Genomic DNA, 26838 nt, shown 5'->3' with positions numbered 1-26838 from the left:
TACCCCGGAGAACGCTATTACAAATTTTTGGAAAATTCAAAAAACTCAAAATTTGTCGCAATAGAATTTACCATTCCCAAGCACATACTTGAAACAAGAGATAGTATTGATAGCAGCGACACCACAATCATAAAGTGTCAAACACTAGAGTCTGAAGAGGACATAAATGTCTTTCTTCAGCAGAACAACATAAACCCAGAACTGTTCACACCACCTTGGACTTGTGAATATCCGCTAGACTGAAACCGGCAAACGGGCGTCCCTTGTTTCTTTCTTTTTTGCGTGTCTTAAATGAGTAAATAAAAGATGTGGACTTCTTTAATATCCGACAAAAAACAATGGATTTCTGTTTTCGGGGATAAATACACACCTAAAAGTCTTAACATCTCTTACGCGATCTTCAAGGACAACTCTATAACACTTAAGGTGTACGCTCCCATAGAAGAAAATACATGTCCAGAAAAATGGCTACGCAACGGGCACAACGAGTATGAATTTGAGATATTATTGAACGAAATAAGCGATGTCAAAATTTCAAATTTTAGCTTTTATGGCCCCATACATATAGAAGTCAATAACAATGAAACCTACAATGACATACATATAGAAATCAATAGTTATTGCACACTTGACTGCGTGGCGAAAAGAATTTTTATGACAAATATAAAAGCTTACTACAATGACAACTCAGCCTAATTATATAGCCAAAAATTGGACGAATTTATTTTCGCAACAGAAAACGGCGAGTGCTTCACCAACGAGCGAACGGGATAGCTCAGGACAGATACACCACCGCCAACACCGCTACGTGCCTCACACAAATGACAGCCCTTCCCCTACCACACATCCACGCGCCCGAATCAGTCCCCCCAAATACAAAAAAACAAATTATCACCCCAACACAATAACCACCCCGATTATCGACTAACCGGTCAGCTTTTTGATTGATGGCTTTGTTGTGCAGAAAAACAAGATCAAACGACAGGTACATACCGCGCCCCAAGAAGGTGTTCGCCCAGTGTAATGGCCTTGGCAATCCATGCACCGGTAAAGAGCCCTGCCACTGGGCGAACGGGAAGTATTTTAATTGAAGTTATTGAAGTTGTCCGCACACATAATCATGAATTTTATCGATACAACTTTTATTAAATGTCGTTCCAAATATTATTTGCAAACTTTCCAAACCCACCAGTTCGACCATTAAAACTGATTGTTCTTATACAAAAAATCTGTACAAGAACAATCAATCTCTAGAGCTAATACTCAACTTCAGTGTTTGCTGGTCACTTTCAGTGTGTCGGTGTAGGTCACGATGACACTCTGGCCAACTTTCAGGTCTTTCAATTTCGCTTGTATTTCGGGTCTTACGACATCAACGGTTTTGGACTGGCCGGCGGGGTTTTGGAAGGTGACCTTGTGTTTCTTCACATCTATTTTGGTGATTTTCAGCTGGACTCGTACTTGGCGGTAGGCTTCGCCGCCCGGGTTGTCGCTGCCTGGGGCGGCGCGGGCTTCGCCGGCGCGTTCGACGGTGCCTGGCAGGCCTTTGTCGATATCGGTGTCGAGGGAGGCCGCGATGGAGCGGGTGACTTTGACGTTAACTTGATCGCCGACTTTCAGCTTGCCGAGATTTTTTGCCTTGTCCGTCAGTTGCACATGAACCTGATTGCCTTCAGGTCCTTCCAGGACGACTTGGTGGGCGGCAGCGTCGACCGAGACCACTTTGGTGGTGACTTGATCTGCCTCCACAACGGCAGATAGCGGGATCTCCGCCGCCATGGCGCTGAGGCTGGCGGTGGACAGCAGGGTTGCCAGGGTGATGGCTTTGGTCAGTGCGTGGAGTTTCATAGGCGATACATTCCCTGTGATGGATGGCAGCAGACGGCTCTGGCCCTTGGGTCAGTGCTGTCTGTGCAAATCAGCATAGACGCTGATCAGGGCGTGTTCGCAGTTTCTTGCGCGGTGGATTCGCCGCTTTCTGTGCCTTTGCCGCTGTCCTTGCGTCGTGTCGGGTCGGTGGGGCGCAGGGCGTCGTTGTCGCGTTCGACTTCGCCCGGTGGGCGTGGCTCGTCGGGGTGTTCTGTCTCCGGTGTGGGGTTCATGGCGGATCTCCTCAGGCGTCGGGATCGTCAACCTCTTGGGCGACATTCACGGCGGGCGTGTCTTTGTGGGATTGCTCGGCCTTGGCTTTCAAGGCCTGCCACTGTTCGAGGTCGATGGCGCCCTGCCCCAGCAAGTCATCGGCCACCCGCAACAGTTCGCTGAAATGGGCGTCGGGGGATTGCTGCCAGTAGGCCTTGTCTTCGAACAGGCGCTGCCAGGCATCAAGGTCAGGTGGTTTGAGGTCGTCGCTCATAACGGGCTCCAGTGAACAGGCTTCTAAACGTAGGAGGCTGTCGCCCGAGCGAGAGTTCCGCCTCAATACCCGGTCATTTCAAGGTAGCCCGTGCCACCGCTGAACTGCACCGGGCCTTCCCAATACGGAATGCGCAAATCCATCCACGCCTTTGGGTTGAGGGCATTGATGGTGATATCGAGGTGTTTGCCGGGGATTTTGATCGACCAGCGTACCGGCATCGAACGTCCGGCGACGTTGGCGGTGTCTTGCGGGGTGAGGAGGATGTCGTCGGCGTGCAGCAATTGTGTTTGGCCCTGGGCGTCGATCCAGGTGCCGGTCAGGTAAGGCGCGCCGTCCTTTTGCCGCATGCGGTAGAGCATCACCTGTTCGCCGCTGTCCAGGTGCAGGGAGAACCAGTCCCAACCGGTTTGATTGGCGGTCAGCGGCTGGCTGCTCCACTCGCGGTCGAGCCAGGCCGGGCCGCTGACTTGATAGGTCTTGCCGTCAATGACCAACGCGCCACTGGCCTGTAAAAACGGCTGGCTGTAGTAGTACGACGCCTGCCCTTGTTCGGATTTTTGACTGAAACCCTTGTCCCCTTGAAGCACCTGCGGACGTGTCGACGTGAGCCGCAGTTGATAGCTGAAATCCTTGTCCCGGGCACTGAGTTGCAGATCCGCCAAAGCATCGGAACCCTGGCTGCTGAACTGCCAATCGTCGATCCACGCATTGAAGGGCGCGACACTCACGCCCGCTTGGCCAACGCCGCCACGGGCGTAGCGTTCGGCCGCGTGATGGACCGTCGCCGAAGTCACCGCCGCATGCCCCAGCCAAATGGTCTGGTTGCCCCACCCCGGCTGCTCCGCAACAGACTTCAGTGCGCTGCGGAACAACGTCCATTGCACGCCGAACTCGCGGCCCTGCTCATCCTTGAGGTTGGCCGTGACGTACCACCATTCAATGCGAAAGCCGTCATGCGGCCCGTGATCCATCGGGAAGCTGAAGACCCGACCGGGCACCACGGGGGTGAATACCGAAGCCTCGCCACCGAGGCCGGCAAAACCTTTCTCGGCGGGCACCGGGTTATCGCAGCCGCTCAACAATGCCGATAACAACGCCAATAACAATCCCAATAACGGCAAGCCGACCTTAATCCTCATGCGCAAAGGTCCTCAGCAGGTCCGCCGGTTGCGTGCGATACAGCGAATACAGCGGCCACGCCGACGCCAGCAATGTCGCGAGCAATGCCAGCCCCATCAATTGCAACAACTGCAGCGGAAACACCCGCAGTGGCAGTCGCCAGCCAAACGCCTGCACGTTGATCACCGCATCCAGGCACCACGCCAACGCGATGCCCAATGGCAACGCCAGCACCAGCGTCAGCACCGCCAGCAGCCAGGTTTGCCCGAGGTTGAGCAGCATCAATTGCCGCTGGGTCACGCCCAGTGCCCACAACGGCGCGAGTTGTCCGAGGCGGCTCTGGCTCTGGGTCAGCAGGCTGATGAACAGCGCCACGCCGGCAACCGCCAGGGTCAGGCTGTTGAGCGCGGCGGTGGCGGCGAAGGTGCGTTCGAACACTTGCGTGGACCAACCCTTGAGCCGCGCCTGATCGACAATCCGACTGTCGTCCAGGGCGAAGCGTGACTGCAGCGTTTTCAGGAACCCGGGGATCAGCGCCGGTTCGATGCGCAGATTGAAACGATTGGGCGTGAGCTGCGGCCAGCCGCGCAGCAGGTGATCGACGTTCACCAGGATGTGGCCTTTGGGATTGCCGTAGTCGGCGTAGATCCCGACGATCCGTGGCGACCACGGCCCGCCCGATGTGGGAATGGTCAGGTGATCGCCCAGACGCACTTTCAAGCGCCGCGCCAGTTGCTCGCTGAACATCACCGCATCGTCCTTGGCCAAGTGATCCCACGGATTGTCGCCCAAGGACTCCAGCAACGGCCAATGCTGGCGATAGGTCGGGTGATCGATCACACCGAAGATATCCGCCGGCCAACCCTGCAACTGGAGCGACACCTGCCAGTTGGGCAGTACGGCGGTCAGTGAAGGCTGCTGTTTGAGCCAGGTGTTCAGCTCTCGGGACTGGGACGGGTTCAGCGGGTTGATGTAGAGCTCGGCGGTCAGTCGTTGTTCGAGCCAGTCGCTGAAGGTCTGACGAAATCCGGCGGTCATGCTGCCGGCACCAATGTTCGCCGCCAGCGCCAACAGCAACGCCATCAGGGCCAGGCTCAGCGCGGGCAATTGCTGGCGGCAATCGGCGACAAACCATTGACCGAGCACCGAGTGGCTGCGGCTCAACGCCAGGTTTAAAAAGGCATTGAGCACCACCGGCAGGGCCAGAGCGGCACCGATCAATAACCCCGCCATCAGCACAAATCCGCTGGCCAGACTGTCACCCCAGATCAAGGCGCTGAGCGCGATGACTGCGGCAAGCGATGCAACCCATCCCTGGCGCCGCAACCAGCGCGCGTGAGCCTGATGCCAGGCTTGCGGATCGGCCAGCGCCAGCAATGGCAGTCGCGCCGCCCGCAACAAACTATTGGCCCCGGCCAGCAATGCACCGAGCACACTCAGGCCGACACCGCTGAACCACCACCAGGGACTGAGGCTCAACTGCCCCGCCACTTCGGCGCCATACAAACCGCGCAGGCTGGCGGCGACGTCCGGCAACAGCACGCTGGCCAGCAAGTAACCGCTGACGACGCCGGCGAGGCCGCCGATCAATGCCAGCGCGCCCAATTCGACGGCGAGGCCCGCGATCAACAGGCGTGCGCTGACACCGCAGGCGCGCAGCGTTCTGAGCAGCCCTCGGCGTTGCTCCAGCGCCAGACCGATGGCGGCGTGAACGATGAACAAGCCGACTACGAAGGACAGAAACCCCAAGGCATCGAGGTTCAGGTGAAAGCTCTCGGTCAGGCGCGAAAGGTTGTTCTCTTCACCGCTGGTTTTGAGCTGCAGCTGCCCCTTGAATTTGTCAGGCAATGCCGCGTTGAAATCCTTCGGCAACAGCAGGCGCGAGAGTTGATCCGGCAGGCCCAGAATCTGCTGGGCGAAGCCGATGTCCACCAACAGCACGCCGGGCGCCATGTCGGTTTGCACATGCAGCGGCGGCATTGCCGCACCACTCACGCTCACGGGCTGATCGCCTTCGTGCAAGCCCAGCGCCTGCAAGGTTTGCGGGGAAACCCAGGTGCTGCCCGGCGGACTGAAAAACGCCACGATCTGCTCAATGGCCAACGCCCGCCCCGCCACGGCAGACCCGGCCGGCAGCGAAACCGGTTCGATGCCCATCAGTTGCAATCGCTGATCTTCGTGGCCCTTCAGGATCAATCGGCCTTGCAGCACCGGCGACACCGGCCAACCGGCCCGTCGCAAATCCACAAACAGCGCCTGAGGAAAAGTCCCGCCGCCCGGCGCACCGAGGCTGGCTTGCGGCTCGCCACCGATCAATTGACTGGCCCGCGCGTAACTTTCCCGCGCCTGGCTGTTCAGCGCCTGCACACCGGTCAGCAGACTGGTAGCGAGCCAGAGCCCGGTCAGCACACTGAAAAATTGCACCGGATGCTGTCGCCAATGGCTCAGCAGCGCCCGCAGCGTCTCACCAAAAACGCGCACTTCAGCGCTCGTCCGCGCCAGCCAGGCGGCCATGGTGCAACACCACTTTTTCCGCCAGCCGTGCAGCCACGCGGGGGCTGTGTGTGACCATCAACAAGGTGGTCGGGCTGTCGTCGAGCAGTTCCAGCAACAACTTCAAGACTTCATCGCTGGTGGCTTCATCGAGACTGCCGGTGGGTTCATCGGCCAGCAGCAGTTTCGGTTGTGATGCCAGGGCGCGGCCCAGTGCGACGCGCTGTTGTTGGCCGCCGGACAATTGCTCGGGATAGCGCCGCAGCAACTCGCCCAATCCCAGTCGCTGCACCAGGTGAGCCTGCCAGCGCGGATCATGCCGTCCTGCCAGACGCGCCTGAAACGCCAGGTTGTCCTCGACGCGCAGGCTGCCGATCAGGTTGAACTGCTGAAACACCAGGCCAATTTCGGTTCGCCGCCAGTTCGCCAGTTGCCCTTCGTTCATCTGGTCCAACCGATGTTCACCGCTGCGGATGCTGCCCTGATCGACCTTGTCCAGCCCGGCGATCAAGTGCAGCAGCGTACTTTTGCCGCTGCCCGATTCGCCCATCAGTGCCAGGCTGCTGCCGGGTTTCAGCGTGAGGTCGATGCCTTGCAGCACTGGCAATGGACCTTGCGCAGTGGCGTAGCTTTTGAAGACGCCTTGGACCGAAAGCATGGGGGGAGGCTCGCTGAAGTCAGTGCGCCTAGGATAGCGGACAGCACTGGCACCGCGTTATCGTTCTTCGCGAGCAGGCTCGCTCCCACAGGGTTTTGTGGACGCGAGCCTGCGCGTGGCGCTCAGACGATGAGGTCGATCAGAACCTCACTGTCCCGCCGCCACACTCGTCGGCGCCTGCGAAGGCGTCACAATGCTGTTCAGATCAATATGCTTCCACTCAGGCTTGGCCCCCAGCCGCGCATTGAACCGATAGTTGAAGGTGAATTCGTCTGCGGTCGGCACGCTCAATGGCTTGCCATAAACGGCCTCGACACCCGCCAGGTCATACCCCATCAACTGCAACAGCGTCGGGAAGATGTTGTAGTGACTGGAGCGATCCTTGTTCGCGGCCAGCGACTTCTGCCAGTCGAGGGTGCGCAACTGATCCCCTTGAATCACCACCAACGGCACCAGTCCTTCCTCCTCTACCGGGTCACCACCGCAATGAGTGTTCAATCCGGGATTGCCTCGTTCATGCAGGTCCTGCCCATGGTCGGAGGTGTAGATCAGCAACGCATTGCGCATGTCCGCCTGGGCGAACACCCGTGAGAAAAACTCCCCGACGTTCCACAGCACGGTGTTTTTGTAGGCGTTGCGATACAGCATCCAATCATCCGGCTGGCCATTGAAACCATCGCGTTTGCCGGTGTCCGCAACCTCGACAAACTGCCCTCGCGGCAACGTCGGACGGTAAGCCATGAACGCGTCCGGATATTTATCGTGCACCGGGAAATGCGCGCCGACCTTGTTGATCACCACCAGCTCCGGTTTGCCGTCATTGAGCAAGTCGATCAGCTTTGCCGCCGCCGCCATGTCGCGATCGCGCACGCTGGTCTGGTCGAATTGCACAAACTCGTCGATGTCCTTTTTCTCGGTCTCGCTCATCAGGTTCTGCAGGTTGCCACCAGTGCGCTGGGCGTCGATGTATACGGTGCGAAGGCCAGCCTTCTTGGCGTACTGCCAGATCGACGGCTGTGTGGTGTTGATGCGCATGTAGTCGGCGCGGGTGCCGCCATAGCGCAATGTGACGTTGGTGTCGGCGCTGCAATTGGCGATGGAGGCGGCATAACCGTAATTGAAGATCTCGACGCCAGGGCGCGGCTCCTTGAGATTGCTGTGCACACCGAACGGTGCATTGATGTCCAGGTAGTTGCCGGAAATGCTCTCGTCGATGACCAGCACAATATCGTGATCCACCGCCTGCCCATTGCGCGCCAGGCTCACCGGCTCACGCGGGCCAACGGTGTTGTGCAGGGCTTCATAGGTAAACAGATTCAGATACGCCAACGGCGTGTACATGATCGGCAGGCCACGGGCGCCCTCGCCCGCTCGCACAAATAACACCGCACTGAGCAGCAACACCCCAAGCACCGGCGCTGCAACCAGCAATGCGCCCGGCAGTGGCATCCGCCGACGCGGCTTGAGCCCGATGCCGAACAGCAGCAGCAAGCCGCCGACCACCCCGCTGATGAGTGCGTCACGATACTGATACGCCGCGTCCTGGATGAACCCGGCGGAATACACCAGCGACACGAAACTGCTGTAGGTCAGGTAATCGGCCGTGACCCGCGTATAGACGTCGAAAAAAACTGCCGAGACGAACATCACCAAGGCAAACAGGTGGCGAACCAGCGTCTGGCGGATGTAAGCGGTCATGAACAGCGCCACTGTCAGCACGACAAACATCGCACCAAACAGCACGACCGCGAAGCCAACCCCCATTGCACTAAGGCGTTCCAGGTAATAGTCGTAATTCTTGAGCAAATAAAGAACTAACAGCAGTTCTTTTAAGTATCGAATCATAGTTTTTCCGGTGCTCGCGCCAGGTCGTTGGCCAATAGATTGTCAGCCATTTTTTGACACTAGCACCGGGCCATCAAAGCGCAAGAAATGTCGGACTTTTCTAAAAAGCGTCAAAAAAACGTTGACTCAAATCTGACACACTCTATTGGCTACAACCCACGTGTTTCATGCCCTACGACCGTTTATCGTTTTCTTGTAAATGTAAAAAACCCGTCAAAACCGCGGCAAATCCAGCTGCGGCAAGCACTTGATGGCAAAACGCCCCAAAAATGGGTCTGTTATAGCAGCGCAACATGTCATTTTGCTGACACGTTTTCCCAATGCTGGGCTATACCCCTTTTGACAGTCTTATTTCCGATCTTTCCACCGTCTTACGAGGCACGCCAATATGGACGTGAGCGTATTTGGTACGGGCTACGTTGGCCCGATAAAAGCAGAGGCACTGGCCGATGTCGGGCACCGTGTCCTGTGTGTCGATATCGATCCCGACACGATCAGGCAACTGCAACAAACCGTGCCAACGATCAGCGAACCAGGGCTGTCCGGTACGCTGGCAGAGAACATAAAGGCTGATCACAACCCGTACAACCCGGAACAGGTTGCGGCGGCCGGCTTGCACTACAGCGACATTGGTCTTCGGCACCTCGCTCCCGAGGCGCTGCGACCATGAAGATACTTGTCACCGGAGCCGCCGGCTTCATTGGTGCCCATTGCGTATTGCGACTGATGCGCGACGGCCACGACGTGTGCGGCCTCGACAACTACAACGACTACTACGACCCGCAACTCAAACACGACCGTGTGCGTTGGGTGCGGGAGCAGGCCGGCCATTTCCAGCTCGCAACGGTTGACCTGGCCGACGGTCCGGCCATCGAAGCCCTGTTTGTCCGTGAAAAACCCGAAGTAGTGATTCACCTCGCGGCCCAGGCCGGGGTGCGTTACTCCCTGGAAAACCCTCGGGCTTACCTCGACAGCAACCTGAACGGTTTCCTCAATATTCTCGAAAGCTGCCGCAACCACCCGGTCAAGCACCTGATCTACGCCTCTTCCAGCTCGGTGTACGGCGCCAACCAGCACACCCCTTATTCGGTGAAGGACGGCGTCAACCACCCGTTGTCGTTGTACGCCGCCACCAAGAAAGCCAATGAACTGATGGCCCACAGTTACAGCCACCTGTTTGGCGTTCCTTGCACAGGCCTGCGTTTTTTCACCGTGTATGGGCCCTGGGGCCGGCCGGACATGTCGCCCATCCAGTTCGCCCGGGCCATTGCCGAAGGCAAGCCACTGAAGTTGTTCAACTACGGCGAGCATCAGCGCGACTTCACCTACATCGACGACATCATCGAAAGCATCGCTCGCCTGATCGATCGCCCACCGCGGGCCAATGCGCAATGGGACCGTGAACAACCGGACCCGGCCAGCAGCATGGCGCCGTGGCGGATTTTCAATATCGGCGGCCAACACCCGGTTGAGCTCAAGCATTACCTGGCGCTGCTGGAGAAACACCTTGGACAAAGCGCCATCGTCGAGTTGCTGCCCCTGCAACCGGGCGATGTGCTCAACACCTCTGCCGATGCCAGCGACCTGGCCGAGGCAACCGGATTTCAGCCTTGTATCGAGCTGGATGAAGGACTCAGGCGCTTCGTCGCCTGGTTCTGCGATTACTACTCACTGCCTGTCGCCCATGCGCCGCTTGCGGCTGATCTTCAGCGGAGGACTCTATGACTGGACTAGAAAAAGGTGTGCCGATCAACCAGATGCGCCGAGACAAGCGCCTGGACCCCGAGCACCGAATGCGCCTCGACACAGCGATCCACATGCAGGGTCGCGGCTGGATGACCGGTCGCGATGGTGGTCGGCCCTGGACGCTGTCGCGCACCAACCGGGTCGTCGCCTGCATCGGCGCGTTGATGATTCTGCTGCTGCTCTCCCCTTTGCTGCTGGGCCTGGCACTGGCGATCAAGTTCAGCAGCCCGGGGCCGGTGATGTTCGTACAGAAACGCACCGGTTACCGCGGCCGTAAGTTCGGCATGTACAAGTTTCGCACCATGGTGGCCAACGCCGAGGAGCTCAAGGAGTCCCTGCGTCACCTGAACAAACACGGTGCCGACGCCATCGACTTCAAAATCGACAAGGACCCGCGCATCACCGGTATCGGCGGCTTCCTGCGGCGCAGCAGCCTGGATGAGCTGCCCAACCTGATCAATGTGGTCATGGGCGACATGCGCCTGGTGGGCCCTCGGCCAACCTCGTTCAACGCCTATCGCTACAAGGACAATCACCTTGCACGCCTGAGCATCTATCCCGGCATGACCGGCCTGTGGCAGATCTCCGGGCGCAGCAATATCGACTTCGACCAGCGCGTTGAGTTGGACCTCAGCTATATCGCCGAGCAGAGCCTCTTGCTTGATCTGAAGATCCTGTTGAAAACCCCCTTCAAAGTATTTAGCGGCCACGGAGCGAGTTAAATGGACGGTTCATCAGCCAAAAGCCTAAGCATCGCCAACCCGAGCGAGTCCAATCTGACTTCGACCGTGCTCGATCAAGATCTGCGGATCCTATTCCTGACCTCCGCCAATCCCGGAGCAGGCACAACGACCAGCGCCCTGGCACTGGCCACCCAACTGGCACAAATGAGCAGCGGCCAAGTGCTGTTGATCGACGCCAGCCAATCGGCAACCAACCTCACCCAGCAGCTTGGGTTAAGCAAGGAGCGTGGTTTCCGCGACCTGGTGTTCAACACCCAGAGTCCGCCACTGCTGCAAGATTGCGTGCTGCAGGTCGCCAGCCTGCCGTTCCACCTGCTGCCTAACGGCAAATATGTGCGCGGCAACGAACACCTGACCGCCGAACGCCTGGGCCCTCTGCTCGATCAGCTCGGCAGCCAGTACCGCTTTGTGGTGATCGACGGCGACGCGGTGTATTCCGCCGCCGACACCCTGGTCATCAGCACTCAGGTGGACGGCGTGATCATGGTCGTTCGCGCTGAAGACACGCGCTGGGAAGTGGCTCAGGCGGCCGTCCAGCGCTTGACCCAGGCCGGGGCGAAACTGGTCGGCAGCGTGTTCAACCGACGCAAGTACTACATGCCCAAGTGGCTGTACAAAAACCTGTAAGCAATCAGAAAAGGATGACGACATGAACGCCAAAATGCTTGTCCTGCTGTTGCTGCCGCTTGCGCTTGCGGGTTGCTCCAGCACTACCGAAACCCAGCACATGCCGGTGAATATCCTCACGGCCTCACCGGCCAACGCCCAGGCCACCGACATGCCCAAGGTCGAACAGACCTTGAGGCCCCAGGATGTGCTGGACGTGATCTTCCACATCAGCACCAGCGGCTCGGATGCCTACCGCATCCAGTCCGGTGACCAGATCGGCCTGAATTTCACCGCCGCCAGCCAGCTCAACGGCAATCAACTGGTGCTGCCCGACGGCAGCATCGAACTGCCAGGCGCCAACACCTCGGTGAAAATCGCCGGGCTGACCTCCGAACAGGCGCGTGAGGAAATCCAGCGCGCCTATCAGCGCAAGCAGCTGTTCCAGCCCAATCGCAATCAGCTGTCCGTGCAGGTCATCAGCCCGCTGAGCAACGAGTCCAACCTCAAAAGCGCCCTCAACCACCCCGCTACCGGCATGAGCCGGGAGATCACCGTGGGCACCGACGGTTACGCCAGCTTCCCGGAAATCGGCGCCGTGCCGCTGCAAGGCATGACCGTCAATCAACTGGAAACCTTCCTCAATCAACGCTACGCGAATCTGCCAGGACGGATGACCGTCGACGTGATGCTCAAGTCCACCGCCGGCAACGAAATCTATGTGCTGGGCGAAGTCGGCCAACCGGGTTCCTATCCGATCCGCCGGCCGGTCTCGGTGCTTGAGGCGCTGACCCTGGCCCGTGGCAGCAACACCAAGGCGCGGCTCGATTCGGTGATGATCATGCGCCGCAATGGCAACCAGGTGCAGGCCGTGCGCTACGACGTCGAAAAAGCCCTGGCGGGCGATGCGTCGCAGATCGCCTACCTGCAACCGGACGACATGCTGTACGTGCCCAAGACCAAACTGGCCAGCGCCGGTGACCTCGCGCGGCAATTGGCGGATGTGGTGTTGTTCCAGGGCGTGGGCTTTAGCTTCGGCTACCGCGTCGACAACAAAGGCAGCAGTAACAGCAACTAACTCTCAGGTGACCCGACATGAATCCAAAGGAAAACTACCTGCATGAGTTCTTCAGGATCTTCTTCGCCAACAAGCAGTTGGTGAAGCGAGTATTCCTGGTCTTTGCAGTGATCGCCCTGGTCTTGCCGCTGATGCTCAAGCAGAGCTTCGATATCACCGCCCAGGTGATCGTGCAGTCCAAGAAACTTTCGCAGGGGGACGCCACCACATCCCTCACTCAAGACAACGCCACCTTCATTCCGCCTTCGCTGGCGGACATGGAAACCGAGAGCAATATCCTGCGCTCGCCCGCGTTGATTCGGCAGACCATCAGCGAGCTGCGCGACAAGGGCGAGTACACACCGGCCCCCAGCCTGCTCAACAAACTGGTGAGCCAGCCGTTCAAGCGCTTCGTCACCACCCCGATTCGCGAATACGTGATCAATCCGGTGAAATCCGCGTTGGGCATGGAAACCGATCCGGTGCGTGACACGACGCTGGATGCGCTGACCCAGGAAGCCGTCGACAAGCTCAAGATCGAAACCCTGCCGGGCTCCAACGTGATCTCGATCATCTACAGCTTTGGCGATCCGCATCAGGGCACGCAGTTTGTCGCCGCCTTGCTGCAAAACTACCTGGCCAGCCGTCAGGAACTGCAATCGATCGACCTGCCGCAAGCCTTCTATGAAACCAAAAAGCACCAGTATCAGGTGCGTCTTGATGGCCTGGAAGGCACTCGGCTGGCATTGCTCGAAGGCGTCGGCTCGGCGGATCCGAAGGAAGAAATCACCTTCCGCCTCAACGCCATCAACACCGAAGAGCAAGCGCTCAACCTGTACCAGGACCGCCGGTTGCAGAGCCAGCGCTGGCTCGACTACCTGAAAAGCAGCCTGGCTGCGGCGAGCAATTCCAAACTTAACGACTACACCTTCCCCTACACCTTCACCACTACTGTGGACAACGTGGCATTCGAAGACCGCGAGATCAAACAGATGGGTGAAGCGCTGACCACCCAGGTCAGCCGCTATATGAACGACCTGGCAATCTTCCAGCCCGGCAGTGAACCGATGCTGCTGACCCGCGAACAGATTTCCCGTACCCGCCAGCAGTTTTTGAAAGTGGTGAGCAACCGGATTCAGGAACGCACCAACGACCTGGCGATTGTCAGCTCGGTGATCGATCAGAAAACCGCGCGCATCGCCGAGTTCAAGAACCGCATTCACCAGTTGCAGGAAACCCAGAGCAAGCTGCGCCAGATGGACACCGAGATCGACGCCCTGCACGCGGCGTTCTCCACCTACGCCCAGCGCTTCGCCGAAAGCAGCACCGCTCGCTCGCTGGACAACGACCTGTCCAACGCACGGGTGCTCAGCCCACCGTATGAACCGACTGACCCGGCGTTTCCCAAACCGTTCCTGATCATTCCGTTCGGCCTGTTCACCGGTCTGCTGCTGGCCATTGCCCTGGTCTACGTGCGTGAGTTCTTCGATCATCGCTTCAAACACCCTGCGCAAATCACCCACGAACTGGGCTTGCCAGTGCTGTTGGTGATCAACGATCAGAACGTGGAACCGATCAATCCACATGGCAACTGGTCCGTGCCTAGCCTCGTGCATTGGGTGCGCAATTGAACGCGCCGCTCATCCCTTCCCTGCCGATCATTCATTTGCTCAGCAGCGGCGGCTTCTATGGGGCTGAGCGGATGCTGCTGGACCACTGCCTGGCGACGCCGGGGCAGCACCAAGTGCTGTTTCTCGACGCGCCACCGGAACTGATCGCGCGGTTTCGCCAGGCTGGGGTCGATTGCCAGGGTTGCGCGGGGCTTGGGGAGTTGCTGGCGCATTTGCGCCAGCGCCGGGCCGAACGGCCATTGATCAATACCCACAACTTCAAGGGCCTGCTGTTTGGCTGGGTCGGCGCAACCTTGTTGCGCCTGCCGCTGGTCATCACTCAGCACGGTTTTACCCCGCGCAGTCGCAAGCAGAAGTTCTACACCTGGCTGAGCCTGCAACTGTGCCGCACGGCGTCGGTGAATCGCGTGGTCTGCGTCGCCGAAAGCATTGCCGTGCTGTGCCGCGAGGCCAGTGTCCGCGACGAAAAACTGCAAGTGATTCCCAATGGTTTACCGGCGCCCACCGCACCTCTGGCCCATAGCGTAAATCGCCAGCGTTCGCTGGCCGGTTACGTCGGACGGCTGAGCAGCGAAAAGGGCCCGGACCAGTTTCTCGATGCGCTGATTCCACTGTGTCAGCAATACCCGCAACTGGACGCCGTGATGCTCGGCGACGGCCCGGAACGGGACAGTCTGCTGGCGCGAATCAACGCCGCCGGTTTGCAGGACCGCATTACGCTGCCGGGTTACCAGACGGACATGGCGGTGTGGTGGCGGCGACTCGATGCGCTGGTGATCAGCTCGCGCACCGAAGGCACGCCAATGATTCTGCTCGAAGCGATGCAGGTCGGCGTGCCGGTGGTGGCGTTTGCCGTCGGCGGGATTCCCGACGTGTTGCAGGATCGCCACAACGGCCTGCTGGCGCCACCTGCCGACAGCGCCGCCCTCGCCCATCAGGTCGGCACCTTGCTGACGGAACCGGCACTGGCACGCACGCTGATTGTCAACGCAAGACGTACGCAACTGGATCGCTATGACCTCAAGGCCTTGGCCGAACGCTGGTCGCAGCTTTATATCCGTACAGCACGGGAGGCACGCGCGTGATATTTCCGCTCTCGATCGTCAGTTTGCTCGGCCTGGTCTGCCTCGCTTTGTTGGCCAGCCCTTATCCGTATCTGGCACCGGGGGCGGTGCTGGGCCTGGTGGGTGTCACACTGTTTTACCGCAAACCCACCTGGGGTTTGCTCGGGATCGCCGCGCTGGTGCCGTTCGAAGGGTTCTTCAAGGACAGTTCGCTGTCGGGCACCAAGTTCCTCGGTGCGTCACTGGCCGTGATCCTGATGCTGCAACTGGCCATTCACCAGATTCCGTCCGAGCGTCTGCGCAGCAACCTCTGGCGCTACCTGGTCTGGTTCATGGTCTTGTACTTCCTGAGCCTGCTCAATACCGATGACCTGGGCATGTCGTTGGGGCATTTGCGTGAGCTGAGCGTGGGCCTGGTGTTGTTTGTGATCACCCTGCTGATCGGCCGCGAATTGAACCTGGACCTGTTCGCCAAATTCGTCACCCTCAGTGTCACGATGACCTGCATGCTGGCGATGTTCTCCAGCAAGTATCAGGACCAGGGCCGGGCCGCCGGCCTGCTCGAAGACCCGAACGCCTTTGCCATGCTGATCGCTTTCGCGGTGCCGCTGGGCCTGTTGCTGGTGGTCCGCAGTCCGAAATTTTTGCACCGGTTGTTCTGGGGCGCTTGCTGCATTTTGCTGTTGGGCGGCATGACCAAGACCGAATCCCGTTCGGGCCTGGTGGTGCTGTTTCTCAGCCTGGTGATCGGCGCCTGGCACTACCGCACCGAGCTGGCGCGTATTCGTCCGCGGCATCTGGGCTTCGCCATGCTTGGCGTGGTGCTGGTGATTCCGCTGGCCATTGCCGTGATGCCGGCCGGTTATGTCGCGCGCATTCAGTCATTGAGCATCTTGAGCGCCGGGGCCAAAAGTCAGGACGAATCCCTGGGCCGCCGCGCTTCGTACATCGTGGTCGGCAGCCAGATGATCCGCGAGAACCCGTTGCTTGGCACCGGGCCCGGGACCTTCCCGCTGCATTACGCCACCACCGGTTACGCCAAGGCCTTCTCCGCCAACCGCAAAGTCGGCGACTTGTACCGCCGCGCCCACAACACCTACCTGGAAATCTTCAGTGAACTGGGGATTCCCGCCGGCCTGTTGTTCGTTGGCATGCTTGCGCTCGGCTTGTACAACCTGATCCGCGCCCGTCGCCTCTGGATGCAGCGAAACAATCGCGAAGAGGCGGACATGATGACGCACCTGGCCATGAGTTTTCTGTCGTTGACGCTGTTCTTGATGTTCCTCAGCGCGCCCAACCAAAAGTACGTGTGGATCATGCTTGCCCTGACCAGCGTGCTGCGTTTGAAAGCTGAAGAGCGCCCATTTCCGGAGGCCAAGGCATGAGCCGCATCAGTATTGTCATTCCGATGTACAACGAAGCCCGGCACATCGGGCGGACCTTGCTGGCGGCGCAAAAAGCCGCGCATGCCGCCAGTCTCGAGTGCGAACTGATCGTGGTCGACAACGGCTCGCAGGATCAGGGCCCGCACATTGCCCGCCAGTTTGGCGCTCAGGTGCTGGTGCAGCCGGGTGTGCTGATCGGCGCCCTGCGTAATCGCGGGACCGCCATTGCGACCGGCGAATGGCTGGCCTTCATCGACGCCGATATCGAAATGCCCGAGGACTGGCTGATCCGTCTGATCGAACTCGAAGCCAGCGGCCAGGCCGATGTGTTCGGCCTGGACCTGCACACGCCAGCCCAGGCGCCCTGGTACGCCACCGCCTGGCAACGCCGCACCTTGCGCCCTTCTAACCACGCAATTCGCGTGGTGGACTGGTTGCCCAGCTCCAACTTGCTGATGCGTCGGGCCTGGTTCGACAAGGTCCAGGGGTTTGACGAAAAGCTGCGCACCGGCGAGGACAAGGATTTCACCTTGCGCCTGCATCAGGCCGGCGCGCGGTTGCTGGCCACCAATCAAAGCGTTGCCCTGCATTGGGGCTACGAAGCCAATTGGAATGAATGGATGGGCAAGGAAATGTGGCGCCAGGGCAGCCACCTGCAACTGCTGCGCACCCACGGTGTGAGCCTGCGATTACTGCGCTTCCCGCTGCTGTCGCTCAGTGCCTGGGGGTTGGATCTGCTGGCGCTCTCGGCCTTGCTCGACGGTTTCCCTCACCATGCTGCCGTCATGCTGGCGCTGACCTCGATACCGGCGCTGGTCATCAGCCTGCGCCAGAGCCACGAGCACCGAAACCCGTTCTTGTCCCTGCAACTCTGGGGCTTGCACTGGGTACGCCTGCACATCGCCGGCGCAGCGTTCATTCTCAGCCTTTGTCAGTGGAATGCCAGGAGACCTGCCCGTGGCTGAATTCATTTTCTGGTTGTGCCTGTTGCTTCCGGTGTATGCCTACCTGGGTTACCCACTGCTACTGACGCTCCTTGCGCCGTTGTTTGAGGCGCGGCGTCACACGGTGCCGCTGCCGATGAACGTGAGCATCGTCATTGCCGCCCACAACGAGGCGCGGCACATCGAGCACAAGCTGCGCACCCTGCTCGCCCAGGACTATGAGCCCACGTCACTGCAGATCATTCTGGCCAGCGACGGCTCGACCGATGACACCGTGGCCTGCGCCCACAAGGTCGTTGACCCGCGCATCACCGTGCTTGACCTGCCCCGCCAGGGCAAGGCCGCGACCCTCAATGCCGGCGTGGCGTTGAGCACCGGGGATATCCTGGTGTTCACCGATGCCGACAACCAATGGTCGCGCGACACCCTCGGTCACTTGCTGGCGCCGCTGAGCGACCCGCAGGTCGGCGCCTGCGCCGGGCACATGGTGATCCCGGTCACCGGCGGCGGCCTGAGCATCGGCGACAGCCTTTATCGACACTACGAAGGCTGGCTGCGCCGTGTGGAAAACCGCACCGGCTGCATGGTCTCCGCCGACGGCGCCCTGCTCGCCTTGCGCCGCGAGTTGTTCCAGAACGTGCCAGCCGAGGTCAACGATGACTTCTTCATCAGCACCTGCGCACCGGTGGCGTTCAAACGCATTGTCTATGTGCCCGAAGCGCAAGTGATCGACCACGGCGTCGACGAAGCGGACAAGCAATTTCGCCGTCGCCAGCGTGTCACCGTCGGGGGACTGCAAAGCCTGGCCCAACGCAGCGAGCTGCTCAATCCGCTGAAGCATGGCCTGTATTCGATTGCACTGATCAGCCACAAGTTGATTCGCCGACTGGCGCCGATCCTGTTGTTGCCGCTGCTACTGAGCAATTTCTGGCTGTGGGAGGACCACGGTTTCTATCGCCTGAGCCTGATCGCGCAACTGTTCGGTTACACCGTGGCCATCGCCGGCCTGCTCGATTCGCAACACCGTTTACCCAAACCCTTTCGCCTCGCCGCGTTCCTGTTGGTGACCCTTGTCGGCATGAGTATCGGCTTGTGGCAGTTCCTGCGTGGCCAGCGGTATGCCCAGTGGAATCCCGAGCAAAATCGTTGAAAGGACTGAGCCATGGCAATCAAACAACTCTTAAAAAGCACCAGTGGCTGGCTGTATCTCAACTCTTCGGTAGGGCGCAATCAACTCCAGGGCGCCGGGGTGATTCTGATGCTGCACCGGGTGCTGGCCAGCGATGACGCCGCCGACCTGCCCCACCGCAATGAGCTGTGCGTAGGACCCAAGGCCTTTGAGCATTTGCTGGGGTGGCTGAAAAAGCATTTCGATTGCGTGTCGTTGATGGAGATCCTGCAGCCTGGCAAGGTGAGATCGGATCGGCCGAAAATCACCCTGACCTTTGATGACGGCTGGCGCGACAACGCCGTGAACGCGTTCCCGCTGTTGCAGAAATATCAGGTGCCGGCGAGCATTTTTCTCTCCACCGATTTCATCGGCAGTCGCCAGCGGTTCTGGTGGGAAAGCATCGGCGAAACCCTGTGGGGCAGCCACGGCGAACGGGCGCGCAAACAATTGATCGATTGCCTGCAACAGATCGGTCGGCCGCTGCCCGTGCCCTTCGACGAGCTGGAGGTCGAACGTCGCAGCCTGGTCTTGCTGCACTTTCTGCAAAGCCTGAAAACCTTGAGCCCGCAAGACCTCAATCGACTGACCGATGAGTGCCCCGACGAGTCATTGCCCCAGGCGCTTGACTGGCATCAAGTGCGTTCGCTGGAAGCCTCCGGGCTGGTGCGGTTCGGCCCTCACGGCGCCAGTCATGCGATTCTCACCGGCCTTGATGATCAGCACTTGCATGAAGAGTTGAGCCGCAGCCGCGATGCCTTGCTCAATGGCTGCAACCGGCCGCTGCCGGTCTATTGCTACCCCAACGGCGACAACGATGCCCGGGTGCGCGAACAGGTTGCCGAGCATGATTTCCCGTTCGCCCTGGGCACCGGCACCGGGATTTATCGGCGCAACTGCGACCCCTTGAACCTGCCACGGTTTGGCGTCAGCCAGCGGGCGGCGCGCAACCCTCAGCTGCTGTCCTGGCGCTTGTATCGCGGGGCACGCGCATGAGCCGCAGCCACTACTTGAAACACTTGGCCCTGAGCATGGGCACCAAGCTGGCCATGATCGGCTTGCGGCTGATGCGCAACGTGTTGCTGGCGCGGATTCTCGGGCCCAGCGAACGCGGTCTGTTTGCCTTGCTCAGCACCCTGCCCGACCTGATCAGCGCCGCCACCAGCGGCGGCTTGAATTCGGCCGTGGGTTACCAGGCGGCCAAGCAACGGCCCATGGGCTTGCTATTAAGTCAGGTGCTGGTGTTCGGTTGCCTGCTCGCAGGTCTTTTGACCTTGTTGGTGGTCGCCCTGGTGCGCGAGTTCGGCAGTGAACTCGACATCACCACGCAACTGGGTCTGCTGGCCTGGCTGTTACTGTTGGCGGTGCCGTTGACCGTGCTCAAGAGCGGTTTGCTGACGCTGCACAACGCCTCGGGTGGCGTGGTGGCGTTCAACGCCTTGCGCCTGGTGGAATCACTGGCGCCGCTGCTGCTGTTCCTGGCCTTGTTCTGGATGTGGAAAGACTCTGCTCTCGAAGCTGCGCTGATCAGTTGGCTATCGGGGATCAGCCTGGTGGTGTTGGCCGGCTGGTTCTGGCTCAAACGCGATCAGCCCTTGAAGTTGCAATGGGACCGCGCCAGCCAGAACGAACTGCTGCGCTACAGTGCCCGCAGCCATCCCGACCTGCTGTTCCAGCAAGTGATCCTGCGCTCCGATTACCTGTTCATCGGCGCCCTGCTAGGCAGCACCGCGCTCGGTCATTACGCCATGGCCAGCGCCGCCGCCGAGTTGCTGCTGATCGTCCCGGAAGCCGTGACCACGCCGCTGATGAAACGCCTGCTGCAACAGGAAGAAGGCATCGACAAAGTCACACCGCTGGCCCTGCGCCTGACTGCCACGGTGATGCTCGGCGCGTGCCTGACCATGGCGGTGATCGGTGAATGGTTGATCGTCACGTTGTTCGGCGTCGCCTATCAGCCTGCTTATCCTGCCTTGTTGGCGCTGCTGCCGGGCCTGTTGGGCTTGTGTTACGCGAGCATCCTGCGCCTGGACCTGCTGGGCAAAAACCGTCCCGGCGCGATTTCGCTGTTGATGGGCCTGGGGGCCTTGCTGAACCTGGCGCTGAACCTGGTGATGATTCCGGCGTACGGCATCGTTGGCGCGGCAGCGGCCTCGTCCATCGCTTATGTGGCAGTGACCCTGGCGCTGCTGGTGATGTACTGCCGGTTGAGCGGCGTGCCGGTCTGGCAAACCCTGATCATCCTGCCCAGCGATGTGGCGCCGATGTTGCACATGCTGCAACGGAAGTCGGCATGAAGTATTTCGCGCTGCTGGTGGGCCTGGGCCTGTCGCTCGACGCCTGGAGCGCGTCCATGCGTTGGGCCGACATACGCGATGGCAGCCTGTACCTGCAAACGGATCGCCCGGACACCCTGACGGTGCGCTGGACGCCGGCCTGGCAAGCGGATGCCAACGAAGAACGCCTGTATCTGCTCGATGGAAAAGGCAAACTTGAAGGCGAACGGCTGATCGCCGCCAGCGAATCGCGCGGCACTCAGAGCTGGCCGCTGGCGCCCGGCGCTGCCAGCTACCAACTGGAAATTCCGGGCTACAGCTTCCGTCGCTACAAGGTCGAGCACGACGAGCACACGGTGGCGCTGTTCGCCCCGGCCAAGGTGCATTTCAGCGCCGAAACCCGTGACGGCGACGAATTGTTTTTCAAGGTCGCGCCGGGAGAACACGCGGTGCTGGCCGGCAAGTTCCACGGTGGCGTCAGCGCCTTGCAAGCGCAGCGGGTCGGTGACGGCAAGCAAGTGGCGCTGGCGTTGAAACCGTATCGGGCTTACTGGCAGTTCGACAAGGTCGAGTTGCCGGTCACCCGCGACGAACAGGTCTGGCGCCTGCGCCTGCAAGGCAGCGGCAAAGTGGCGTTCTGGCTGGACGGCACGGCCAACCTGTTTGCGCAGAATCCGCAGCAACTCAAGCCGCTGCGCGAGGACGACGGCCAGACCCGTTTGACCCTGACCAAACAAGTGCTGGGCCCGACCCCGAACCTGGGCATTGCCCTGCCCTACGTCTCGCCACCGGAATCGAGTTTTGCAGTGCTCGACGCGCTCAAGCCACAGGCGGGCACTTACTACAGCTTCGTCGACATTACGGCGAAGAACCCGCACTACGAAGACGCTTTCCGTCGGCTGTATCAAGACCGTTTCGGCATCACCCAGGACATCACCCTGTTGGCCGGTAGCGAGCGCCAGGCTGATCTGCGTGCGGACACCATGAGCAATTCCGGCCTCGACGCCTGGCTCGCGGCGACACGCGCCCTTGGCGGCAAAGGCACCCATTACATCGGTTTTGCCGACGAGCCGAACCTCAACTACCCCGACTACGCCCACTACCAAAGCATCTTCAACAGCATGGCCCGGCAAGTGCGCAGCGATCCGGCCAACGCCAAGGCCGGCGTGCGCATCGCCATGCCCGCCAGTTCACGGCTGATCAACGGACCGTTTGCCGACAACGCCGCCGACAAGCGCGGCATCGATTGGGCCAAACGCTTGCTGGCCGAATCCGGCGACAACATCGACGCACTGGCCTGGCACGAATGGATGATTCGCGACTTGCTGGCGACCCGGGTCTACCGTGACAGCGTGCGCCGTGCCGCCGACCTGGTCGGCCTCGATGCCAAGGGCCGGCCGCGCAAAGCCTTGCTGCTGGACCAGACCAACATGTCCAGCGGTTCCAGCCTCAGCCCTTACGATCAGGAAACCCACTTCGCCTCGTTGTGGTGGGCCTCGGTGGTCATCAACTCGTCTCAGGATGGCTTGCTCCAGATGTTGGGCTGGTTCCAGGCCGCCGACGAACCGAACTACCCCAAAGGCATGCTGCGCGTACTCGGCGACGACCGTTTCGAACTCAAACCGGTGGGGCTGGCCCAGCAATTCATCCAGCAGCATTGGCTGCGCGACGTGATTCGCCTGGAGAACGACGCCTTTGAGGTCGATGTGCTGGCCATGGCCGAGGACCTCAACCGCAGCTTGCTGGGCGTCAATAAAGGCACGCGTTTGCAGCGCGTGGATTTGTCTGGGGTCAGCTGTCCGCTGGCCAAGGGGTCATTGCGCTATTTCGGCGCCGACAATCGCAGCCGCGACGCACCGTTCAACTGCCAGAACGGGCGCGTCAGTTTCGAACTGCCTGGACTGACCCTGTTCAGCCTCAGCTGGAGCGCCTCATGAATGCCCACGAATTGAAAAGCGACGCCGGTTCTTGGCCGCGCCCCGCCCCACTCCACTTTCGGCCCATGCCGTCAGGAGTCGATAACATGAGTATTTTCAACAAGCTCAGCGAACACATCCGGCAAAAAGGCTTGCGCACCACCCTCAAAAAAGCCTGGAAACACTACGTATTTTCCCACGAGGAATTGTTGTGGATGGAGCGTGACCTGGTCAGTCCGGTGCCGCCGTACAAACTCAGGTCCTACCCGCCGCTACAGGTCGTCACCATCACCCCGGAAAACGCCGTGGCCTTCACCCGTTACTTCGGTGATCGCGTGGACACCATGGCCGAACTGGCCCGCGAAGGCTACACCGGGCACATGCACCTCGACGATCAGGGTGACGCGGTAGCGTTCATCTGGGGCGCCGCCCGCGACTATTACGACAAGCACTATTACGGCTGCATGTTCCCGGTGAAAAAAGGTGAGTTCTTCGAGTTCGGCGGTGAGCTGACTCGCGCGTATTGGGGCACTGCACTGTCGATGGACCTGCAAACGGAACTGTGGAAAGCCATGCTGGCGCAAGGCTGCAACAAAGTCGTGGATGTCTGTGAGTCCCACAATATCCCCGCCCTCAAACTGCACATACGCACCGGCTACATCGAACAGGGGCGGATCATGAACGTCTACGAGCTGTTTGGTCGCTGGCGCTTCTACCGCGAATCCCATTACAGCGGCTCACGTCTGGATGCCTTGCGCAAACCGGCCCGTGAACCTGCCACAGCAGCGGCGACCTGATCCTATGGCAGCACGATTTGAATGGCGCACTTCGCTGTGCGCCCCTGACTTCCCGGCAACGGCTTATGAGACGTTGCGTCTGCGGGTGACGGACCACACGCCGTTCAATGCCCTGGCCTGGATGTGCGCATCCGAACAGGCCTTGAAGGCCGGGGAACGTCTGCACGTGCTGCTTGGCTGGCAAGGTCATGAACTGGTCTTGTGCCTGCCCTTGGTGGCGTCCGTCGAGCGGTTCGGCGGACTGCCCTTTCGCGTGCTGCATCACCTTGGCTATCCCCTCACCGACCGCCTGGCCTTACTCGCCAGAATGGACCGGGAGAATATTCGCAAGGCATTGGTCGAGATTCGCCGGCAGCTTCCCCATGCCCTGCTGCAACTCAATGAGTTATCCGAACCTGTCGGCGAAGAAAGTGCCCTGACCGAGTGGATGGCGCACTCCTCGACCGGTGAACGACGCCTCAGTTGTCGGGTGCCGGTGCACCTGATCAGCGACGCCGATCACCAGGAAGTGTCCGGCGATCCACGCTACAAATTGCGCCGTGCGCGCAAACGCATCGCGGCCTGTGGCGCCCAGGTCCGGCGGATCACCCCGGACGCGACAACCATGGGTCCGCTGTTGCAGGCCATCAGTGAAGTCGAGGCTGTGAGCTGGAAAGGCGATGAAGGCGTCGGAATTTTTTCCGACGAACGCCACCGACAATGGATGGACCGAGCCTTCACCGCGCTGGCCGAACAAGGGTTGGTCCGAGTGGTCGTGCTGGAACTGGATGGGCGTTGCATCAGCTATCGGCTCGGGTTGCTGGAGCAAGGCCGACTCTACGATTACAACCTGGCCTTCCTGCCGCAATACGCCGACCTGGGCAGCGGTCGGGTGCTGCTTGAAGAGTGGATTCGCTGGGGATTGGATGAACACTGGCACTGGATCGATGCGTCGCGGGTGAGCCTGGCAAACTCCAGCCATCAACTTCACGAACGCATGACCGGGCAACTGGAACACTGGCGCTGGAGCTTCTATTCCTGGCGCCCCAGCGGCCTCGCACTAGGCCTGGCGCTGAGGCTTTGGCATTGGTTAAAACCCTCATTGCAAAAATGGCGAGCCCGACGTGCAGCAGCGGCCATAGCCGTGGCACCCGCACCGGCTCCCGTCGCCGCGCCCGTCAAGGCGGCACCCATCGACCAGAACAGGGAGGGCGGACATGCCTCGCCAAGTCATAGTCAACGCTGACGATTTCGGTCTCAGCGCCTGCGAAAACGCAGTGATCCTGGGGGCTTTCCAGGCCGGGCTGATCAGCTCCGCCACGGCCATGGCCAACATGCCGGCCTTTGAGGCGGCCTGCGTCATGGCCCAGCATCCGTTACTGAAAAACCGCATCGGCTTGCATTTCAACCTGACGTACGGACGCCCCTTGAGCCAGTCGATCCTGGGTCGTACGAACTTCTGCGATCGCAACGGCGTGTTTGATCTCAACCTCTCCCGTCACCGTCTGTGGCTCAGTCGCCGGGACCGCGATGCGGTGCTGGAGGAGTTGCAGGCCCAATGGCAGCGTTGCCTGGACAACGGCGTGCGCCCGAGCCACATCGATTCTCATCAACACGTGCACAACATCTGGCCCATCGGCGAAATCGTCGCGCGCTTCGCGGCCAGCCAGGGCGTGCCGGTGCGCCTTGCGCGCAACCTAGGGCAAAACCTGAGCGTGCCCAAACGCGTGTTCAAGACCTTGCTCAATGGTCGACTGCAACACCTGGCGGGTGCGACCGCCGATTATGTGTGCACCCCGGTTGACCTGCGCAATGAGGCGATGCCGAGCGACGGCGTGCTGGAAATCGTGGCCCATCCAACCCAGCTCGGGGCGGATTTCGGTGATGCCTACTTGCGTCCCGAAGAGTCGCTGACACAGGTGCTGGAACAGCGACTTCAGGGTGTTTCACGGGTGTCTTATGGCGCGGTGAACAGCGTGTCGGCCACCGTGGAAGTTGCACTCGAATGAGTTACATACGTTGCAACACATTCAGGGCTGTCGCTTTGAGATGAGTTTGCACCGTTGATCTATATCCATAAAAGGCGTTTCCACACACACCCTGGCTATGGCTAAGGAGAGCTTCATGAGCATCATCGAAAAGCTTCGCGAACGTATCAAACAAAAAGGCTTGAGCCGCACGTTCAACACGCTGTGGAAACGCTACGTGTTCTTCCACAGGGAGCTTTTGTGGATGGAGCGCGACTTGGTCAGCCCGGTGCCGCCGCACAAATTACGTCCCTACTCGGGCCTGCGCATGGAGGTCATCACCCCGGAAAACGCCACGGCATTCGCCAAGCATTTTGGCGACCGCGTCGGCACCATGGCCGAGCTCGCCGCCGAAGGTTACACCGGGCACATGTACCTGGACGAAAGCGGCCACGCTGTCGGGTTTATCTGGGGCAGCGTGCGTGATTACCATGACCGTCACTATTACGGCTGCTGGTTCCCGGTCAAACCCGGTGAATTCTTCGAGTTTGGCGGCGAAATGACCCGGGCCTACTTCGGCACCAGCCTGTCGGTGGATGTTCAGGTCACCCTCTGGGACGCCATGCGCGCCCAGGGTTGCAACAAAGTGGTGGACGTCTGCGAAACCCACAACATTCCGGCGCTGAAACTGCACATTCGCATGGGCTACCACGAGCAGGGCCGTGTCACTCATATCTACTCCCTGTTCGGTCGCTGGCGCTTCTACCGCGAAACCCGCTACGACGGCTCGCGCCTGGACCCGCTGCGCAAACCGGGTCGGCCAGTGGTGACCGGCGCGGCGAGTGCCTGACTGCTGGTAGAGAGACGGGTCGCGGCTTTCGTCGAAACACCGCCCGGAGCAAAGAAGGCGATCGAACATCTAGCTTTGAAGTGACTGATAAAACGCTATCGCCAGCAGGCTAGCTCCCACAAGGGATCTTCAGCGAACACAGCATTTGTGTTCGACGACGAACAAATGTGGGAGTGAGCCTGCTCGCGATGACGGTCTTACATTCAGCATTGCGGTGACTGGTAAATCGCTATCG

The 26838-nt window shown here is 60.0% G+C and carries 24 protein-coding genes and 1 pseudogene; 18 read left to right on the top strand and 7 right to left on the bottom strand.

Annotated features, from left to right (window positions below):
- Positions 1 to 306: 306 nt before the first annotated feature.
- Complete coding sequence (locus tag QRN31_RS31710; RefSeq protein WP_502942523.1) at positions 307 to 696, top strand: Imm50 family immunity protein; 390 nt, start codon at positions 307 to 309, stop codon at positions 694 to 696.
- Positions 697 to 1269: 573 nt separating this feature from the next.
- Here the strand turns inward: QRN31_RS31710 and QRN31_RS25650 are convergent.
- The 7 genes from QRN31_RS25650 to QRN31_RS25620 form a co-directional block, all read right to left on the bottom strand.
- Positions 1270 to 1848, bottom strand: a complete 579-nt coding sequence (locus tag QRN31_RS25650; protein ID WP_285435383.1) for a hypothetical protein — start codon at positions 1846 to 1848, stop codon at positions 1270 to 1272.
- An 86-nt stretch (positions 1849 to 1934) separates the two neighbouring features.
- A complete protein-coding gene (locus QRN31_RS25645; protein WP_285435382.1) occupies positions 1935 to 2102 on the bottom strand; it encodes a hypothetical protein in 168 nt (55 codons plus the stop codon).
- 11 nt (positions 2103 to 2113) lie between these two features.
- Positions 2114 to 2356, bottom strand: a complete 243-nt coding sequence (locus QRN31_RS25640) for a hypothetical protein (RefSeq protein ID WP_285435381.1) — start codon at positions 2354 to 2356, stop codon at positions 2114 to 2116.
- A gap of 62 nt (positions 2357 to 2418) precedes the next feature.
- Complete coding sequence (locus QRN31_RS25635; RefSeq protein ID WP_285435380.1) at positions 2419 to 3498, bottom strand: lipocalin-like domain-containing protein; 1080 nt, start codon at positions 3496 to 3498, stop codon at positions 2419 to 2421.
- Positions 3488 to 5959: an FtsX-like permease family protein gene (locus tag QRN31_RS25630; protein WP_285435451.1), complete on the bottom strand. Its 2472-nt coding sequence runs from the start codon at positions 5957 to 5959 to the stop codon at positions 3488 to 3490. The genes QRN31_RS25635 and QRN31_RS25630 overlap by 11 nt, the downstream gene beginning before the upstream one ends.
- A gap of 1 nt (position 5960) precedes the next feature.
- Positions 5961 to 6629 (bottom strand): ABC transporter ATP-binding protein, encoded by a 669-nt coding sequence (locus QRN31_RS25625; protein ID WP_285435379.1) that lies wholly within the window; start codon positions 6627 to 6629, stop codon positions 5961 to 5963.
- A gap of 147 nt (positions 6630 to 6776) precedes the next feature.
- On the bottom strand, positions 6777 to 8474 hold the full coding sequence (locus tag QRN31_RS25620) for a sulfatase-like hydrolase/transferase (protein ID WP_285435378.1): 1698 nt from the start codon (positions 8472 to 8474) through the stop codon (positions 6777 to 6779).
- Positions 8475 to 8862: 388 nt separating this feature from the next.
- Between QRN31_RS25620 and QRN31_RS25615 the strand changes: the two are divergent.
- The 17 genes and pseudogenes from QRN31_RS25615 to QRN31_RS25535 all read left to right on the top strand — a co-directional run.
- A pseudogene (locus tag QRN31_RS25615) lies at positions 8863 to 9045 on the top strand (UDP-glucose 6-dehydrogenase); the annotation flags it as partial.
- Positions 9046 to 9140: 95 nt separating this feature from the next.
- Positions 9141 to 10199 (top strand): NAD-dependent epimerase, encoded by a 1059-nt coding sequence (locus tag QRN31_RS25610; protein WP_285435377.1) that lies wholly within the window; start codon positions 9141 to 9143, stop codon positions 10197 to 10199.
- Positions 10196 to 10942, top strand: a complete 747-nt coding sequence (locus QRN31_RS25605) for a sugar transferase (RefSeq protein WP_285435376.1) — start codon at positions 10196 to 10198, stop codon at positions 10940 to 10942. Before QRN31_RS25610 ends, QRN31_RS25605 begins: the two co-directional genes overlap by 4 nt.
- Positions 10943 to 11590 carry a CpsD/CapB family tyrosine-protein kinase gene (locus QRN31_RS25600; protein WP_090182736.1) on the top strand — a complete coding sequence of 216 codons (648 nt, stop codon included), beginning with the start codon at positions 10943 to 10945 and terminating at the stop codon, positions 11588 to 11590.
- 22 nt (positions 11591 to 11612) lie between these two features.
- Positions 11613 to 12647, top strand: coding sequence for a polysaccharide biosynthesis/export family protein (locus QRN31_RS25595; protein WP_285435374.1), 1035 nt, complete (start codon positions 11613 to 11615; stop codon positions 12645 to 12647).
- Between the two features lie 17 nt (positions 12648 to 12664).
- Entirely contained in the window at positions 12665 to 14257 is a 1593-nt protein-coding gene (locus QRN31_RS25590; RefSeq protein WP_285435373.1) for a GumC family protein, read from the top strand.
- Entirely contained in the window at positions 14254 to 15342 is a 1089-nt protein-coding gene (locus tag QRN31_RS25585; RefSeq protein WP_285435371.1) for a glycosyltransferase family 4 protein, read from the top strand. Before QRN31_RS25590 ends, QRN31_RS25585 begins: the two co-directional genes overlap by 4 nt.
- Complete coding sequence (locus QRN31_RS25580) at positions 15339 to 16706, top strand: O-antigen ligase family protein (RefSeq protein ID WP_285435369.1); 1368 nt, start codon at positions 15339 to 15341, stop codon at positions 16704 to 16706. Before QRN31_RS25585 ends, QRN31_RS25580 begins: the two co-directional genes overlap by 4 nt.
- The gene (locus QRN31_RS25575) at positions 16703 to 17671 is read left to right on the top strand and encodes a glycosyltransferase (protein ID WP_285435368.1); all 969 of its coding nucleotides are present in this window, start codon (positions 16703 to 16705) and stop codon (positions 17669 to 17671) included. Before QRN31_RS25580 ends, QRN31_RS25575 begins: the two co-directional genes overlap by 4 nt.
- On the top strand, positions 17664 to 18800 hold the full coding sequence (locus QRN31_RS25570; RefSeq protein ID WP_285435366.1) for a glycosyltransferase: 1137 nt from the start codon (positions 17664 to 17666) through the stop codon (positions 18798 to 18800). The genes QRN31_RS25575 and QRN31_RS25570 overlap by 8 nt, the downstream gene beginning before the upstream one ends.
- Positions 18801 to 18812: 12 nt before the next feature.
- Entirely contained in the window at positions 18813 to 19814 is a 1002-nt protein-coding gene (locus QRN31_RS25565) for a polysaccharide deacetylase family protein (protein WP_285435364.1), read from the top strand.
- A complete protein-coding gene (locus tag QRN31_RS25560; RefSeq protein WP_285435362.1) occupies positions 19811 to 21115 on the top strand; it encodes a lipopolysaccharide biosynthesis protein in 1305 nt (434 codons plus the stop codon). The genes QRN31_RS25565 and QRN31_RS25560 overlap by 4 nt, the downstream gene beginning before the upstream one ends.
- Entirely contained in the window at positions 21112 to 23031 is a 1920-nt protein-coding gene (locus tag QRN31_RS25555; protein ID WP_285435361.1) for a hypothetical protein, read from the top strand. The genes QRN31_RS25560 and QRN31_RS25555 overlap by 4 nt, the downstream gene beginning before the upstream one ends.
- 86 nt (positions 23032 to 23117) lie before the next feature.
- Positions 23118 to 23807, top strand: coding sequence for a GNAT family N-acetyltransferase (locus QRN31_RS25550; protein WP_285435359.1), 690 nt, complete (start codon positions 23118 to 23120; stop codon positions 23805 to 23807).
- A gap of 4 nt (positions 23808 to 23811) precedes the next feature.
- On the top strand, positions 23812 to 25032 hold the full coding sequence (locus QRN31_RS25545) for a GNAT family N-acetyltransferase (RefSeq protein WP_285435357.1): 1221 nt from the start codon (positions 23812 to 23814) through the stop codon (positions 25030 to 25032).
- Entirely contained in the window at positions 25004 to 25795 is a 792-nt protein-coding gene (locus QRN31_RS25540) for a ChbG/HpnK family deacetylase (protein WP_285435356.1), read from the top strand. The genes QRN31_RS25545 and QRN31_RS25540 overlap by 29 nt, the downstream gene beginning before the upstream one ends.
- A gap of 115 nt (positions 25796 to 25910) precedes the next feature.
- Positions 25911 to 26603 carry a GNAT family N-acetyltransferase gene (locus QRN31_RS25535; RefSeq protein ID WP_285435355.1) on the top strand — a complete coding sequence of 231 codons (693 nt, stop codon included), beginning with the start codon at positions 25911 to 25913 and terminating at the stop codon, positions 26601 to 26603.
- Positions 26604 to 26838 lie beyond the last annotated feature (235 nt).

The organism is Pseudomonas sp. fls2-241-R2A-110 (assembly GCF_030209165.1).
In the GTDB taxonomy this organism is placed as follows: Bacteria; Pseudomonadota; Gammaproteobacteria; order Pseudomonadales; family Pseudomonadaceae; genus Aquipseudomonas.
This window is presented reverse-complemented; position numbering and strand designations above follow the sequence as displayed.

Bases quoted from the DNA above. Each gene is read 5' to 3' on its own strand.
- QRN31_RS25610 (WP_285435377.1), top strand. From the start codon at position 9,141: ATGAAGATACTTGTCACCGGAGCCGCCGGCTTCATTGGTGCCCATTGC.
- QRN31_RS25595 (WP_285435374.1), top strand. From the start codon at position 11,613: ATGAACGCCAAAATGCTTGTCCTGCTGTTGCTGCCGCTTGCGCTTGCG.
- QRN31_RS25645 (WP_285435382.1), bottom strand. From the start codon at position 2,102: ATGAACCCCACACCGGAGACAGAACACCCCGACGAGCCACGCCCACCG.
- QRN31_RS25635 (WP_285435380.1), bottom strand. From the start codon at position 3,498: ATGAGGATTAAGGTCGGCTTGCCGTTATTGGGATTGTTATTGGCGTTG.
- QRN31_RS25550 (WP_285435359.1), top strand. From the start codon at position 23,118: ATGAGTATTTTCAACAAGCTCAGCGAACACATCCGGCAAAAAGGCTTG.
- QRN31_RS25640 (WP_285435381.1), bottom strand. From the start codon at position 2,356: ATGAGCGACGACCTCAAACCACCTGACCTTGATGCCTGGCAGCGCCTG.
- QRN31_RS25590 (WP_285435373.1), top strand. From the start codon at position 12,665: ATGAATCCAAAGGAAAACTACCTGCATGAGTTCTTCAGGATCTTCTTC.
- QRN31_RS25540 (WP_285435356.1), top strand. From the start codon at position 25,004: ATGCCTCGCCAAGTCATAGTCAACGCTGACGATTTCGGTCTCAGCGCC.
- QRN31_RS25565 (WP_285435364.1), top strand. From the start codon at position 18,813: ATGGCAATCAAACAACTCTTAAAAAGCACCAGTGGCTGGCTGTATCTC.
- QRN31_RS25625 (WP_285435379.1), bottom strand. From the start codon at position 6,629: ATGCTTTCGGTCCAAGGCGTCTTCAAAAGCTACGCCACTGCGCAAGGT.
- QRN31_RS25535 (WP_285435355.1), top strand. From the start codon at position 25,911: ATGAGCATCATCGAAAAGCTTCGCGAACGTATCAAACAAAAAGGCTTG.
- QRN31_RS31710 (WP_502942523.1), top strand. From the start codon at position 307: ATGTGGACTTCTTTAATATCCGACAAAAAACAATGGATTTCTGTTTTC.
- QRN31_RS25620 (WP_285435378.1), bottom strand. From the start codon at position 8,474: ATGATTCGATACTTAAAAGAACTGCTGTTAGTTCTTTATTTGCTCAAG.
- QRN31_RS25545 (WP_285435357.1), top strand. From the start codon at position 23,812: ATGGCAGCACGATTTGAATGGCGCACTTCGCTGTGCGCCCCTGACTTC.
- QRN31_RS25575 (WP_285435368.1), top strand. From the start codon at position 16,703: ATGAGCCGCATCAGTATTGTCATTCCGATGTACAACGAAGCCCGGCAC.
- QRN31_RS25650 (WP_285435383.1), bottom strand. From the start codon at position 1,848: ATGAAACTCCACGCACTGACCAAAGCCATCACCCTGGCAACCCTGCTG.
- QRN31_RS25600 (WP_090182736.1), top strand. From the start codon at position 10,943: ATGGACGGTTCATCAGCCAAAAGCCTAAGCATCGCCAACCCGAGCGAG.
- QRN31_RS25555 (WP_285435361.1), top strand. From the start codon at position 21,112: ATGAAGTATTTCGCGCTGCTGGTGGGCCTGGGCCTGTCGCTCGACGCC.
- QRN31_RS25605 (WP_285435376.1), top strand. From the start codon at position 10,196: ATGACTGGACTAGAAAAAGGTGTGCCGATCAACCAGATGCGCCGAGAC.
- QRN31_RS25560 (WP_285435362.1), top strand. From the start codon at position 19,811: ATGAGCCGCAGCCACTACTTGAAACACTTGGCCCTGAGCATGGGCACC.